At 36.9% G+C, this 15263-nt stretch carries 15 protein-coding genes; 13 read left to right on the top strand and 2 right to left on the bottom strand.

Annotation, left to right across the window (positions count from 1 at the left end):
- The first annotated feature begins 1 nt into the window (after position 1).
- The 5 genes from CRG87_RS01890 to yihA all read left to right on the top strand — a co-directional run bounded on the left by CRG87_RS01890 (position 2) and on the right by yihA (position 5650).
- A complete protein-coding gene (locus CRG87_RS01890) occupies positions 2 to 835 on the top strand; it encodes a hypothetical protein (protein ID WP_074425425.1) in 834 nt (277 codons plus the stop codon).
- 184 nt (positions 836 to 1019) lie between these two features.
- Positions 1020 to 2210 (top strand): elongation factor Tu, encoded by a 1191-nt coding sequence (gene tuf, locus CRG87_RS01895; RefSeq protein WP_046306787.1) that lies wholly within the window; start codon positions 1020 to 1022, stop codon positions 2208 to 2210.
- A gap of 143 nt (positions 2211 to 2353) precedes the next feature.
- Positions 2354 to 3676: a trigger factor gene (gene tig / locus CRG87_RS01900; protein ID WP_074425424.1), complete on the top strand. Its 1323-nt coding sequence runs from the start codon at positions 2354 to 2356 to the stop codon at positions 3674 to 3676.
- 128 nt (positions 3677 to 3804) lie between these two features.
- Positions 3805 to 5076, top strand: coding sequence for an ATP-dependent Clp protease ATP-binding subunit ClpX (gene clpX, locus CRG87_RS01905; RefSeq protein ID WP_074425422.1), 1272 nt, complete (start codon positions 3805 to 3807; stop codon positions 5074 to 5076).
- A complete protein-coding gene (yihA, locus tag CRG87_RS01910; RefSeq protein ID WP_074425421.1) occupies positions 5066 to 5650 on the top strand; it encodes a ribosome biogenesis GTP-binding protein YihA/YsxC in 585 nt (194 codons plus the stop codon). The genes clpX and yihA overlap by 11 nt, the downstream gene beginning before the upstream one ends.
- Positions 5651 to 5672: 22 nt before the next feature.
- Here yihA and CRG87_RS08180 read toward each other — a convergent pair whose 3' ends face one another.
- A complete protein-coding gene (locus tag CRG87_RS08180; RefSeq protein ID WP_257011219.1) occupies positions 5673 to 5792 on the bottom strand; it encodes an SPJ_0845 family protein in 120 nt (39 codons plus the stop codon).
- Between the two features lie 148 nt (positions 5793 to 5940).
- Between CRG87_RS08180 and uvrC the strand changes: the two genes are divergently transcribed.
- The 8 genes from uvrC (at position 5941) to CRG87_RS01950 (ending at position 14961) form a co-directional block, all read left to right on the top strand.
- On the top strand, positions 5941 to 7743 hold the full coding sequence (gene uvrC / locus CRG87_RS01915) for an excinuclease ABC subunit UvrC (RefSeq protein ID WP_074425419.1): 1803 nt from the start codon (positions 5941 to 5943) through the stop codon (positions 7741 to 7743).
- A gap of 75 nt (positions 7744 to 7818) precedes the next feature.
- Entirely contained in the window at positions 7819 to 9123 is a 1305-nt protein-coding gene (obgE, locus tag CRG87_RS01920; RefSeq protein WP_046306795.1) for a GTPase ObgE, read from the top strand.
- A 22-nt stretch (positions 9124 to 9145) separates the two neighbouring features.
- Positions 9146 to 11065 (top strand): acyltransferase family protein, encoded by a 1920-nt coding sequence (locus tag CRG87_RS01925; RefSeq protein ID WP_074425417.1) that lies wholly within the window; start codon positions 9146 to 9148, stop codon positions 11063 to 11065.
- Between the two features lie 12 nt (positions 11066 to 11077).
- Entirely contained in the window at positions 11078 to 12019 is a 942-nt protein-coding gene (gene rnz, locus CRG87_RS01930; protein WP_074425416.1) for a ribonuclease Z, read from the top strand.
- Complete coding sequence (locus CRG87_RS01935) at positions 12012 to 12806, top strand: SDR family NAD(P)-dependent oxidoreductase (protein WP_074425414.1); 795 nt, start codon at positions 12012 to 12014, stop codon at positions 12804 to 12806. Before rnz ends, CRG87_RS01935 begins: the two co-directional genes overlap by 8 nt.
- An 8-nt stretch (positions 12807 to 12814) precedes the next feature.
- Complete coding sequence (locus CRG87_RS01940; RefSeq protein ID WP_046306800.1) at positions 12815 to 13036, top strand: lipopolysaccharide assembly protein LapA domain-containing protein; 222 nt, start codon at positions 12815 to 12817, stop codon at positions 13034 to 13036.
- A 114-nt stretch (positions 13037 to 13150) separates the two neighbouring features.
- A complete protein-coding gene (gene rpmF / locus CRG87_RS01945) occupies positions 13151 to 13342 on the top strand; it encodes a 50S ribosomal protein L32 (protein ID WP_046306801.1) in 192 nt (63 codons plus the stop codon).
- Positions 13343 to 13413: 71 nt separating this feature from the next.
- Complete coding sequence (locus tag CRG87_RS01950) at positions 13414 to 14961, top strand: bifunctional metallophosphatase/5'-nucleotidase (protein ID WP_074425412.1); 1548 nt, start codon at positions 13414 to 13416, stop codon at positions 14959 to 14961.
- 43 nt (positions 14962 to 15004) lie between these two features.
- Here CRG87_RS01950 and CRG87_RS01955 read toward each other — a convergent pair whose 3' ends face one another.
- Positions 15005 to 15211 carry a YjzD family protein gene (locus tag CRG87_RS01955; protein WP_046306805.1) on the bottom strand — a complete coding sequence of 69 codons (207 nt, stop codon included), beginning with the start codon at positions 15209 to 15211 and terminating at the stop codon, positions 15005 to 15007.
- Positions 15212 to 15263: the final 52 nt, after the last annotated feature.

Here is a 15263-nt window from a genome sequence, read left to right on the forward strand (position 1 = left end):
TATGACAACTTTAAGCCAAAAAAATTTACTAACTTTAGCACAAGAAAATGAAGCAAACGGTAAATTAGATTTAGCAATTCAAAATGTTGAAGAAGCTCTGCGAATTGGCAGTAACAAGGAAATTGTTCTTCGCTTATGCGACTTATATTTAAAAGCCGATCAAGCATATTCTGCGTATAGCTTAATCAAAGAGGAAAAAGATCTCTTTTCAGATGATGAGATCTTTTTTGCTTATTCTAGGGTTTTGCAAGCCAATCACTTTTTAATTGAAGCACTCGAGATTAAAAATTTGAGTAAGGGCGAAAAAGAAGTTGAAGTCTTACCAGCTTCGATTTCTGAGCAGCAAGCAACAATGGAGAAATTTCGTCTTAGTAAAAATCCAACTAAGTATGAATATGACCAACTTTTTACATTGGATTTAATTAACTTTACGAATTTTGCACAGAGTCTATTATTAGACCCCAGCTTAAGTTTTGCTGTGCGTCTAGTATTATGTGAAGATCTCTTTCGCTTGGGAATTAATGAATCTTTTGATGTTTTAGTGCTAGGCAAAAGAGAAAAGTTTATTCCTAACCAGATTAATTTGCTAGAGAAGGATCCAGTTTATCGTGAAGTAGTTTCGGCAATCGGATCAAGATATTATCACCGTCCGAGTCAGCTTCCAGCTGTCTTAGGCGAAGTCAATTTGATCTTAGGTAGTTTGTATCCCAAACTATCTAAATACGTCGAAGAACCAGATAGTTTTGCGAGTGACATTGCTTCATACATTGATTTTCAAGATGGGCGAAGTCACCATGATTTATTCAGACAAATTGACCATAATTTGCCAAAATAATTTAGATAAAAGGTCTTTACATTTTTTTCCTATTTAGTATAATATCAAAGGACGTTTTCATTAGGCATGGCTCTATGCATTAAAATACTAGGCATTTGCCAATGAAAGTAGTACAATATTCAACAGAGAACTATCCGTTACTTACTCAACGGACTTCTTGCAAATTTACAGGAGGGTCATTTTAATGGCAGAAAAAGAACATTACGTTAGAACAAAGCCACACGTAAACATTGGTACTATCGGTCACGTTGACCATGGTAAGACCACTTTGACAGCGGCTATTACTAAAGTTTTATCAGAAAAGGGCTTAGCAAAGGCTGAAGACTATTCAGACATCGATGCAGCTCCAGAAGAAAAAGAACGTGGTATTACTATTAATACCGCTCACGTAGAGTACGAAACTGAAAAACGTCACTACGCTCACATGGATGCTCCAGGTCACGCTGACTACATCAAGAACATGATCACTGGTGCCGCACAAATGGATGGTGCCATCTTAGTTGTTGCTGCAACTGATGGTCCTATGCCTCAAACTCGTGAACACATTTTGCTTGCTCGTCAAGTTGGTGTTAACTACATCGTTGTTTTCTTAAACAAGACTGATTTAGTTGACGATCCAGAATTGGTTGACTTAGTTGAAATGGAAGTTCGTGACTTGTTAACTGAATACGATTACCCTGGTGATGATATTCCAGTTATCCGTGGTTCAGCTTTGAAAGCTTTACAAGGCGACAAGGAACAAGAAGAAGTTATCATGAAGTTAATGGACACTGTTGATGAATACATCCCAACTCCAGAACGTCAAACTGATAAGCCTTTCTTGATGCCTGTTGAAGATGTCTTCACTATCACTGGTCGTGGTACTGTTGCTTCAGGTCGTATTGATCGTGGTACCGTTAAAGTCGGCGACGAAGTTGAAATCGTTGGTTTAGTTCAAGAAGTTCTTAAATCAGTTGTTACTGGTTTGGAAATGTTCCACAAGACTTTGGACTCAGGTGAAGCCGGCGATAACGTTGGTGTATTGCTTCGTGGTGTCGACCGTGACCAAATCGTTCGTGGACAAGTTTTAGCCGCACCTGGCTCAATTCAAACTCACCGCGAATTCAAGGGTCAAGTTTATGTCTTGAAGAAGGAAGAAGGCGGACGTCACACTCCATTCTTCTCAGACTACCGTCCACAATTCTATTTCCACACTACTGATATTACTGGTGAAATTGAATTGCCAGAGGGTACTGAAATGGTTATGCCTGGTGATAATACAGAATTTACTGTTAAGTTAATCAAACCAGCTGCCATTGAAAAGGGTACTAAGTTCACTATCCGTGAAGGTGGTCGTACTGTTGGTGCTGGTCAGGTTACTGATATCCTCGACTAGTCCGTAATAAAACAGTTTAAAAAGATGTACTTCTTCATAGAAGTGCATCTTTTTTTGCCTAAATTTGTTTTTTGCGTGCGTTTAATGTAAGATAATTTAGTATGCAAGATGCAAGTAAACTTGACATTGGAGGTATTTAATTAATGTCTGTAAAATGGAATAAAACTGGTAAAACTACCGGTGAACTTACTTTTGATATTTCTCAAGCTGAAGTAAAGCTTGGGTTAGATCAAGCATTCAGAAGAATAAAAAAGAATTTGCGTGTTCCCGGCTTTAGAAAAGGTCACGTTTCGCGGGTAATCTTTAATCAATACTATGGTGAAGAAGCTTTATATGAAGAAGCATTAAACCTGGTTTTACCTAATGCATATGCTGCTGCTATTAAAGAAGCTGGTATTTCTGCAGTAGGTCAACCTCAAGTTGTTCCAGATTCAATGGAAAAGGGCAAAGACTGGACAATGAAAGCCACTGTAACTGTTGAGCCTGAAGTCAAATTAGGTGATTACAAAGGCATTGAAGTACCTAAGCAAAACACTCGTGTTTATGCTAAGGATGTTGACGCTCAACTTGATGCAGAACGTGAAAAGAACGCAGAACTTGTACTTAAGAAGAGTGCTGCTGCTAAGGGCGATACAGTAACTATTGATTACAAGGGTACTGTTGATGATAAGGCATTTGATGGCGGTTCTGCAGACGACTATGCACTAGAATTAGGCTCAAATACCTTTATTCCTGGCTTTGAAGATCAATTAATTGGCCACAAAGCTGGTGACGAAGTTGATGTTGTAGTTACTTTCCCAGAAGACTACGGTGCTAAAGATTTGGCTGGTAAAGAAGCCCACTTTGCAACTAAGATTCACGAAGTTAAGTCAAAACAACTACCTAAACTTGATGATGAATTTGCAAAAGACGTTGATGATTCAGTTGAAACTCTTGATGAATTAAAAGAAAAGATCAAGAAAGACTTAAAGGCTAAGAAAGAAGAAGCTGCAAATGATGCAATTGAGCAAGCAGCTATCGAAGGTGCCGTTAAGAACGCCACAATTGATGAAATTCCAGATGCAATGATTCAAGAAGACGTTAATTCACAAATGAATCAATACCTTGGTAATATGCAACGTCAAGGCATCAGCCCAGAAACCTATTACAAGTTGACTAATACTACTGAAGATCAATTACGTGCTCAGTTTAGTAAGGACGCTGCTGAAAGAGTGAAGACTAACTTAGTTCTTGAAGCTATTGTTAAGGCTGAAGACATCAAGGCATCCAAGGAAGAAATTGATAAAGAAATCAAAGATCTTGCTGGTGAATATAACATGGATGAAAAGACAGTCCGCAGTACTTTAACTGATGACATGCTTTCACATGATATTGATGTTCGTAAAGCAATCAACTTAGTAACTGATAATGCAAAGCAAGTTGCTAATTCTAAGAATAAGAAAGAAGAAACTAAATCTGAAAAATAGTCGGATTTAATTTCGAAATAAAAAGGTAGTTGTTAAGACTGCCTTTTTATTTTTCCTACAAGCAAATTTTTTATGCAATTTTCTTGATTTATGATACTCTTAAGTTTGTAGATATTAGGAGGAATAGAATGGCATCACAGTTTACTGATCAGGATGAAATTAGATGTTCTTTTTGTGATAAAACACAAGATCAAGTTAAGAAAATGATTGCTGGCAATGGAGTTTATATCTGTAATGAGTGTGTTGATTTATCCAAAAAGATTATTGATGATGAATTAAAATCAGATTCGCTCAAGAAAGCCAAAGATTTACCTAAGCCAATGGAGATTAAGCAACAACTTGATCAATATGTTATTGGTCAAGATCAGGCAAAAAAGGTATTGTCAGTGGCAGTTTATAACCATTACAAACGAATAAGTCAAATGAATATTGATTCTTCGACCGAATTACAAAAATCAAATATTGCTTTAATTGGACCAACTGGGTCAGGGAAAACGTATTTGGCACAAACTTTAGCTCGTATTCTCGACGTTCCGTTTGCAATTGCTGATGCAACAACTTTAACTGAAGCTGGTTATGTCGGAGAAGATGTTGAGAATATTTTATTAAAGCTTTTACAAAACGCTGATTACGACATTGAACGTGCTGAACGAGGAATTGTTTATATCGATGAGATAGACAAGATTTCCAAAAAATCTGAAAATGTCTCAATTACTCGTGATGTTTCCGGCGAAGGAGTACAGCAATCATTACTAAAAATTCTTGAGGGTACCATTGCTTCAGTTCCACCTCAAGGTGGGAGAAAGCACCCACAACAAGAGTTGATTCAAATTGATACCACCAATATTTTGTTTATCGTTGGTGGTGCGTTTGATGGAATTGAACAAATCGTTAAAAACCGTATGGGTAAGAAAATTATCGGTTTTAGTGCAGAAAATGAATTGAACAAAACAAAAGATGATTCATGGACACAGCATTTAACTACAGGTGATTTGGTTAAATTCGGTATGATTCCAGAATTTATCGGTCGTATTCCAATCATTGCAACGCTTGATAAGCTTAGCAGTAAAGACTTGGTAAGAATTTTAACTGAGCCCAAGAATGCGCTGGTAAAACAATACAAGAAATTGCTTTCGCTTGATCAAGTTGATTTGGAATTCACTGATAGTGCGCTTAAAGCAATTGCAGATTTAGCAATCGAACGTAACATGGGTGCACGTGGTTTGAGAACAATCATTGAAAATGCAATGATGGGTATAATGTACAAAACACCAAGTGAACCTGATATTGAAAAGGTTGAAGTTACTAAAGAAGTTATTACTGATCAAGCAAAGCCAAACGTAATTCGGCGAAATGCTGATGAAGATAGTGAAGAAATTAAGGCCGCAAATGATAATTAAAACAAGCGACTATGCAATCAGTGCTGTAAAAGAAGAACAATATCCTAAGGATCAACTTCCTGAAATAGCTTTGGCAGGTAGATCAAATGTGGGTAAATCAAGTTTGATTAACTCATTATTAGGAAGAAAAAACCTTGCTAGAACTTCATCGCAACCTGGTAAGACGCAGACACTAAATTTTTATATTGTTAATGAAGAATTTTATTTAGTCGATGTTCCTGGCTATGGTTATGCGAAGGTTTCTCAAGTAAAACGGCAACAATTTGGTGAAATGATTCAAGATTATCTTGAAACTAGAGAAAATTTAAAAGGCTTAATCCTATTAACTGACTCACGTCATGAGCCGACTAAAGATGATATTGCGATGTATAATTATTCGCTCTATCTTAATTTGCCAATTTTGGTTGTTTGTACCAAAATTGATAAGGTAAAGAAAAACCAAGAAAATAAAGTACTATCCAATTTAAAGAAGCACCTTGATTTGGCACATGACAACGTTACTGTTCTAACATATAGTTCAGTTAAGAAAACACATGTCAAAGAAGTATGGGACTGGATAGAAGAAAAGCTTTAAAAAATGACTCTCATCTTGAGAGTCATTTTTTCTTCTTATCGTCTTTATCTTTAGTAAGCTTTTTCTTTTTGTCTTTTGGAACTGTCGCAAATTTATCAAATAATTTTTCCAGTTCATCCCGTTTTTTATATGTTAGGCCCATAGCTTTTTCCTTTCATTTTTGATAATTATAATTGAAAAAGCTGTGACAAGCTAGTAAAAAATAGGTAGTAAGAATAAAAGCTGACAGAATCACTAGTTCGTATTTTGTGTTAAAATTGATAAAGCAAATTTAGAGAAGGGGTGGTTTTTTGGCGTCCGAATTAATTGAAAACAAGTTAAAACTTCTTCCTGCTAAACCTGGCTGCTATTTGATGAAGGATATTAACGGGAAAGTAATTTATGTTGGTAAGTCAAAAAATCTTAAGAATCGAGTACGTTCTTATTTTAAGAGCACCCAAGTTGGTCGAAGGGCTGAATTGGTTAATGAAATTAGGGATTATGATATTATTACCGTTTCAACTGATAAAGAAGCCTTTCTTCTAGAAGTAACTTTAATTAAAAAGTATCAACCGTACTATAACGTTCAGTTGAAGCAGGGTACAGGTTATCCCTACATTGAAATTACCAATGAACGGGATCCGCAGACAAAACTAACTAGTATTGTTAGAAAAGATGGCGGCTATTATTTTGGTCCATATCCCAATGTTTATGCTGCTCAGGCAACTCTGAAATTTATTCAAAAAGTTTTTCCTCTAAGAAGATGTAACGGTAAACAAAAGCGACCTTGCTTGTACTATCACATGGGTCAATGCTTGGGAGCATGTTTTAAGACAGTTCCTAAATCAGAATATGATGCCCAAATCAAAAAAATCAAAAGCTTTTTGAACGGGGATATTGTTTCAGTGAAGCAAGAGCTAAATCAAAGAATGGAAGAGGCGTCGCAAAACCTTGAGTTTGAGCGAGCAGCTGATATTCGTGATCAACTCAAATATATTGAAGAAACAGTCGAAAAGCAGAAAATCATTTCTAACGATAATACTCAACGCGATATTTTTAATTTTTACGTTGATAAATCATGGATTTCAGTTCAAGTGTTTTTCTTACGGCAGGCAAAATTGCTTAGAAGAGAAACAAGAATGTATCCTTTGACAGATACTGGTGATCCTGAAGACGCTTTTGCATCAGTTATTGTTCAGTTTTATGGTCAAAGAAATCGAATTCTTCCTAAGGAAGTTCTTGTACCTGAAGGAATTGATAATGAAGCCTTAAGCGAAGTATTAAAAGTCCCTGTAAGAACACCAAAAAGAGGGCAAAAACGAGCACTCTTAAAGATGGCTAAAGAGAATGCTAAGCTTAAACTCGATGATAAATTTCGTTTGCTGGAACTAGGAAATAGAAAAACTAAAGGTGCGCAAAAAGAAATTTTTGATGCACTTGGCTTACCGTATGGCCATGTAATTGAAAGTTTTGACCACTCTCATATTCAAGGAACAGATCCTGTTTCTGCTTTGGTCGTTTTTAAAGACGGCGAACCAGACAAAAATTCTTATCGAAAGTATAAGTTAAAGGGAGAAGTTGAACATCAAAATGGTGGCGATGAAGTTCGCAATACCAGAGAAGTTGTGCGTCGAAGATATGGAAGGCTTTTACGTGAGCATAAAGCGATGCCTGACTTAATTTTAATGGATGGTGGTCAAATTCAAGTAGATGCTTGTCAAGACGTTTTACGTAATGAGCTGAACCTTAATATCCCTGTAGCAGGAATGGTTAAAGATGATAAGCATAGAACCAATCATCTATTGTATGGTGATCCGATTAACGGCGTGCCAATGAAACTGATTCCACTAGATCCAAAATCACAAGGATTTTATTTGATGACCAGGATTCAGGATGAAGTTCACCGCTTTGCAATTACATTCCATCGGCGGACACATGCGAAAAATGCTTTATCGAGTAAATTAGACTCAATTAAAGGAATTGGTCCGAAGAGTAGAAACAAGCTATTGCGTCATTTTGGCTCAATTAAGAAAATTAAAGAAGCATCAATTGATGAATTGCGCGAAGTAGGTTTGACACTTCCGCAAGCGCAAACAGTAAAATTAACGCTATAGCAATTAAATTACCACGAAAGAGCTGCTTTTTTGTGGTATAGTAGTAAAGTTAGAGAAGACGGAAGGAGAATTAGCATGCCTACATTTGTCGATCAGACTAAGATAGAAGTTCAAGCCGGTAAAGGCGGGGATGGTATGGTTGCTTTCCGCCATGAAAAATACGTTCCTAATGGCGGACCCGCTGGTGGAGACGGTGGCCGTGGTGGAAGCATTATTTTTGTTGCAGATAGCGGCTTAAGAACATTGATGGATTTTCGTTACCGGCGCAAATTTAAAGCTGAAAGCGGTGAAAATGGACGTATCAAATCACAATATGGCCGCGGCGCAAAGGACTTATATTTGCGCGTCCCGATTGGAACAACGGTATATGATTTTGATACTAATGAAGAAATTGGCGATTTAACTGAAAACAAGCAGGAATTAGTTGTTGCACGTGGAGGCCGTGGAGGTCGTGGAAATATTCACTTTGCTACAAGTGTCAACACTGCACCTGAGATTGCCGAAAATGGTGAGCCTGGTGAAGACCGTGTCTTGCGTTTAGAGCTAAAGGTTCTGGCAGACGTTGGCTTAGTTGGCTTTCCATCAGTTGGTAAATCAACTTTACTTTCTGTTGTTACCAAAGCTAAACCAAAGATTGCTTCATATTCATTTACCACATTAACCCCTAATTTAGGGATGGTCATCTTACCAGATGGTCGAGACTTTTCAATGGCTGACTTGCCCGGATTAATTGAAGGTGCAAGTCAAGGTGTTGGACTGGGAATTCAGTTTTTACGACACATAGAGCGAACAAAAGTTATTTTACACTTAGTATCAATGGATCCTGAAAATGGTCGTGATGCACTTGAGGATTATCAAAAAATCCGTAAGGAATTGTTGCTCTATGACGAAGAACTTAAAAACAAAAAAGAGCTAATTGTAGCAACACAATTGGATATTCCTGGTTCTGAAGAAAAACTGGCTGAATTTAAGGAAAACTTGAAAGAGGCAGGCATTACGGAGCCAGTATATGCAATATCTAGCGTTACGCATCAGGGAGTTGATGTCCTAATGCAGGATACAGCTTCATTAGTTGAAAAAGTTGAAAAAGAAAAAGCCCAAGAAGAACCAAAAGCTGTTCAAAAAGTTAAGGAATATCGTTATAGTTCACCTAAAAAGAATGAATTTACAGTTATCAAACTTGAAGATCATGTTTTTGAAATTAAGGGTGAAAGTTTAGAGAATTTAGTTAAACGTACAAATCTTGATTATCAAGACGGTGTTGTCCGTTTAGCTCGTAAATTGAAAAACCTTGGTGTGGATGAAGCATTACGTGAAAAAGGAGCCGTTGACGGCGACGATGTAATAATTGGCACATTTAATTTTGAATTTGTGCAATAATTAAAAATAGAAAAGTAGAAAAATGGCAAAAAATCGGTTTATTACTGGATATTCTGGACTCAGAGCGTTAGCAGTTATCGGTGTGATTTTATATCACCTGGATCCTAATACTTTTATTGGAGGCTATCTTGGAGTGCCGATTTTTTTCGTTTTAACAGGCTATTTAGTTACATGTCAGATACTTAAATCTTATGATGATGAAGGATACTTTGACGTTAAGAAATTCTATCTAGGTAGGTTAAAGAAGCTATATCCATCTTTAATTGCTGTTTTATGGCTTGCTGCTGCTTATATTATTTTATTTCAACGAAATTTATTAGCGAAATTAAATCAAATTGTTATTGCTAACTTATTAAATATCTATAATTTCTGGCAAATTTTTAACGGGCAGAGTTATTTTGAGCGTTTTGCAACAAATGAATCTCCCTTCACGCATTTATGGACAATGTCAATTAACGGACAGTTCTATATTTTATGGCCACTAGTGATTTTTTTACTCGTAAAATACGGTAAAAAAAGAAAGAGAATTTTTGAAATTCTTTATGGCATTTCTATCCTTTCCGCCTTGGAAATGGCAATAATGTATAAAACCGGTGTTGATCTTAATCGGATATATTATGGAACTGATACACGTTTCTTTTCACTTGGTCTAGGTGCCGCGTTTGCAGTTATTTGGCCGATGGATAGGATGAAATCTCAAATTGAGCAAATAGATACAACTTTGCTTGATATTGTAGGTGCGATATCGCTAGTTACGATGCTCTTTCTTTTCTTTGGTCCAACAATGAATCCAGAAAAGGGCTTCCCATATTATGGCGGCATGCTACTGTTCACTGTTTTTACTGTTATTTTGGTTGGCGTCATTGCTCATCCGGGAAGCCATTGGAATAGCTGGCTGACTAATCCAATTTTTAATTGGTTGGGCTCTAGGAGTTACGGTATTTACCTGTATCAATTTCCAATTATGATCTTTTTTGAAGATAAGGTCACTAATATGGCCGATCATGTGGTGTTATACCGACTAATTGAGCTATTATTAATTTTAGTATTCAGTGAAGTTTCATATCGTATTATTGAAAAGCCACTGGGGAAGATTACTTGGGCTAAATGTAAAGCTTTTTTCTCCAGATTACGCGACTTGGATGCCAAAAACAATTTTCTTAGAATAAGAACAGCTTTAATTGACTTAGTTTTTATCGTTGGTAGTATTGCAATGCTTGTTTCGCCAACGGTTAAGGCGGAAGACTTTAATAAATCCCAACTTGCCTTAAGAATCAGTGCAAATCGAAAGCAACAAAACAAAGATAATAAAGCTTTGATTGCAAAAATGAAAAAGGCAAAAAAGAAGGATGAAAAAAAGAGCAAGCTGATAGCTCAAGCGAAGCGAAGCGCTAAAAAACATCCTGTAAATCGCTCCTATACAAAATATGGGATTAGCCAAGTTGAACTACAGCTGGGACAAAAAGTGCGCCTTACTGCAATAGGTGATTCGGTCATGGCTGGTTCGAGTAATGACTTAACCAAGTTAATGCCTAAGGCAATTATTGATGCGGCTATTTCACGTCAGCTAAATGTTGCTTTTGGATTGGTTAGTCAATATAAAGCCCAACATGCACTTGCTGACAATGTGCTAATTGGTTTAGGCACAAATGGGCCATTTGCCATGTCTGATTTAGAGCAGTTGATGAAAGAAGTTGGTCCAAAGCGACATGTTTTTTGGATAAATACGCACGTACCAAATAAACCATGGCAGAATCAAGTAAATAAATTACTGGCACATGCGGCGAAACGTTATCACAATCTTACAATTATTGACTGGTATGATTTTTCTAAAAATAAAACCGACTGGTTTTACGAAGATTTGACTCATCCAACACCAATAGGATCAAAGTACTACAGTGCTTTAATCGTCAAAACGATCATAAAAAACGCCAAATATTAGAACGAGGGACATATGGAATTAGAATTTTTAGGAACGGGTGCAGGGCAGCCATCTAAGCAGCGCAATGTTTCGAGTATTGCACTTAAAATGTTAGATGAAATTAACGAAATTTGGTTATTTGATGTTGGAGAAGCAACACAGCATCAAATTTTACGTACAAATATTAGATTGCGAAAAGTGACCAAAATTTTTATTTCTCATAATCATGGTGATCATATTTTTGGGTTACCTGGTTTGCTTGCAACCAGATCGTTTCAAGGGGATGTAGGTCCGATAACTATTTATGGTCCTCCAGGACTAGAACAGTTTGTTCGCACTGCCCTTAAAATTTCGCGTACAAAAATATCCTATCCAATCAAGTTTGTTCAACTTGAAGAGGGTGGTCTAATATTCCAAGACCAAGGATTTAAAGTATATGCAGAAAAACTTGCGCATCGTGTTCCAAGCTTTGGTTACCGCGTAGTTGAAGATAACCATCAAGGTGAGTTGCTAATGAGTAAGTTAACGCAATATAATATTCCTAATGGACCATTACTTGGTAAACTTAAAAATGGTGAAAAAGTGACCTTAGACGATGGTACAATATTGGATGGAAATGATTTTTTAGGACCAAGTAAGCCAGGTAGGATAATTACAATTATTTACGATACTCGTTCTACGCCAACAATTGCAAAGCTTGCTAAGGATGCTGATGTATTGGTCCATGAATCAACTTTTGCTGGTCATGAAGCCGACTTAGCGCATTCATATTTTCATTCAACGGCGGTTGAAGCAGCTAAAATTGCGCGCGATAATGGAGTAAAGAGCTTGTATTTGGATCATATTTCAGCCAGATATTTAGGGGCAAAAGCCAGAAAACTAGTAAATCAAGCCGAAAAAATTTTCCCTAATACGAAATTAGCGAATGATTTTGACCGGGTAATAATTCCAATGGAGGGTGAGCAGAATGAGTGACTCATTAAGAAATAAGGTCGTGGTTGTTACTGGAGCATCCAGTGGCATAGGCCATTCAATTGCTTTAGAAAGTGCGGGACGCGGTGCAACCGTAATTTTGATAGCACGAAACAAGGAAAAGTTGGAAAAGGTGGCGGCTGAGGCACATGAACTATCTGGTGCACCAACGTACAGCTTTGTTACTGACATGAGTGAAAGTGAGCAAATTGATGCTACTTTCAAGGACATTGTTAAAGTAACTAAACATGTTGATTACTTAGTTAACTGTGCCGGCTTTGGTAAATTTGAAAATTTTGTTGAAATGGATCGCCGTGAAGTTACTGCAATGTTCCAAGTTAACGTTTTGGGCTTGATGTACTTTACTAGACTAATCGGAAGACTAATGATGGACCAAAAGACCGGTCAAATCATTAATTTTGGTTCAATGGCTGGTAAGGTTCCAACTGTAAAATCAGCTGCTTATAGTGCCTCAAAAGCTGCAGTAATTCAATTTTCAAATGTCTTGCGTCTAGAACTAAAGCCATTCGGTGTTAAAGTAATGACGGTCAATCCAGGCCCTGTTTACACGAATTTCTTTAATATTGCTGATAAAAGCGGTGAATATATTAAAAACGTTGAAAGATACATTCTTGATCCTGATGATGTTGCTTGGCAAGTGGTTCACTTCTTCGGTAGCAATAAGCGCGAATTAAATATTCCGCTTAGTTTGGCCGCTTTAGCTAAGCTTTATAATCTATTTCCATCAATTGGGGATAAATTATCCCTTAAGTTTGCTTCAAGAAAGTAGTGCGATAAATGAAAAATAAGACAAGACAAATAAAATTGATCTTAATCTTGATCCTTACTCTTTTAGCAGTGATTTTTGTCGTACTTAATACAAAAAATGTTGCAATCAATTTCGGCTTGTTTAATGTCAAGGTACCACTAATTATTATTTTAGTGTTAATGATTATTATAGGCGTCTTAATTGGCTGGTTTTTTGGAGCAAATGGGCATAAAAGGGACAAGAATAACTAATATATCTTGATTTATTTAAGATACAATAGTATCATTAACAAACGTGAAGTGTTTTAGGCACTGTTTTATTAGTGACCTAAAAACGTAATTCTACAATAAAGGAGATCAAATAAAATGGCAGTTCCTAAGAGACATACTTCTAAGCAAAAGAAACGTTCACGTCGTGGCCATATCAAGTTAGCTGTTCCAGCAATGCATTATGATGCAACTACTGGTGAATACCGTTTGAGCCACCGCGTTTCACCTAAAGGTTATTACAAGGGTCGTCAAGTTGTTAGTGAAACTAACGCAAGCGACAACAACTAATTTAAAGACACCTCAATTAAGGGTGTCTTTTTTTTACCTAAAATTTGTTCACGTAGATAGGATTAGACAAGATGGAATTAGTTTTCTTAAGTTCAAGTGATTTACATGGTTATATATTACCGACAGACTATCAAAGTCGCCAAGATTGCAATGCTCCTTTTGGATTAAGTAGGGTTAGTAGCGTCATCAAGCGTGAACAGGAGACGTATGGAAAGGATAATGTTGTCATTACTGATTCCGGCGATTTTTTGCAGGGTTCGCCATTAGCCTCATTTGCTCAATCAGCTAAAAATATTGTGCAGGTGAAAGAATTTCTTTCTTTATATAATGCAATCGACTATGATGCGCGTTGCTTGGGTAATCACGACTTCAATTACGGACTTAATTACTTAAACTACTGCATTGATAATAGTAGAGCGCCATTTGTAAATGACAATGTTTTGGATGAAAAAAACGGTCAACCAGCTTTTGGAAAAGACTATTTAATCGTCAATAAAAATGGGATCAGGGTAGGATTAATTGGTGCTACCACTAAAAAAGTTCCTTCATGGGAACCTGCGGGACATGTCGCGGGGCTTAGATTTGCCTCTGCACTTGCTCAAACAAAGTATTATGCGCAAATTCTACGCCCACAAGTAGATGTTTTAGCCGTAATTTATCATGGTGGCTTTGAAGCTGATCCCGAAAGTGGTATGCAAACTGAACCAGCAACAGGTGAAAACGAAGGCTACAGAATGCTGATTGAAATTCCGGAAATTGATGTTTTCCTGACGGGCCATCAGCACAAAAAGATGAGTGCGGTAGTTAATGACACAGCGATTGTGCAACCAGGGTATCGCGGCGAAGCCGTCGGAAAAGTGGTTTTAGAGATTGACGAACAGACTAAGAAAATCATCTCTAAAAAAGCAATGTTAATTGATACCGCAGAAGCCATTCCTGATTCAGAAATTGTTAATCTTTCTACGGATTTAAACAAAAGTACACAAAAATGGCTGGATCAGCCGATAGCAAAGTTAAGCCAGTCAGCACCAATTGAAGATGCAAATAAAGCGCGGATTGAGGGATCACCGTTTGTTAACTTGTTACAGCAAATGCAACTTTATTTTACTGGAGCAGATGTTTCTGCTACTGCAGTGATGAGTGAAACGGCGAAAGGCTTTAAACAAGAGGTAACAATGCGCGACATTTTGCTAAACTATCCGTATTCCAATTTGTTATGCAAAGTAAAGGTTTTAGGCTCTGAACTACGAGCAATTGTTGAGCATAGTTTATCTTTTTTAAAAAAGGACGATCAAGGAAAAATAGGTTTTGCACCTGAATATCAAGATTTATTATTTAACTTTGACGTTTTTTATCCAATTGACTATGAAGCTGATCTTGGTAGAGAAGTAGGCCAGCGCTTAAGCAAATTTGAGTTGAAAGGCAAAGCAATTGAGCCAGAAAAGAGCTACTACTTAGCCGTTAATAATTATCGGGCAATGGGTGGCGGCTTTTATCCATGTTATAGTCAGGACAAAATTGAGGAAACACTTGATAAAGACTATGTCCAAATGTTTCAAGAGTTTTTAACTCAAGCAAATATACCGCTTGATCCAAGGAAAAATTACAAATTTTATTAAAGCAAAAAGCCGCTAGCATAGACTGCTAACGGCTTTTTAATATCTATTTTAATTTAGTGTATTCACTTTTATCTTTAACAGAATGAGCTGTAATTGTTGGGATAATAGCGGCAAATAGAACACCAAAAATCACACCAATAATAGCAGCTTCACCTAGGTTGAAGACGTTTTGCGTTAAAGGAGCAGCAATAAAGCCCACAATTAACATATAAACAACGCTCCAACAAATGGTTACAATATAACGTCCCATAGTGTTGCCCTCTTTCATAGGAGAATTTTAGCAAAGTTTGGGCAGGTTTTCA

The organism is Lactobacillus apis, from assembly GCF_002837055.1.
Lineage (GTDB): Bacteria > Bacillota > Bacilli > Lactobacillales > Lactobacillaceae > Lactobacillus > Lactobacillus apis.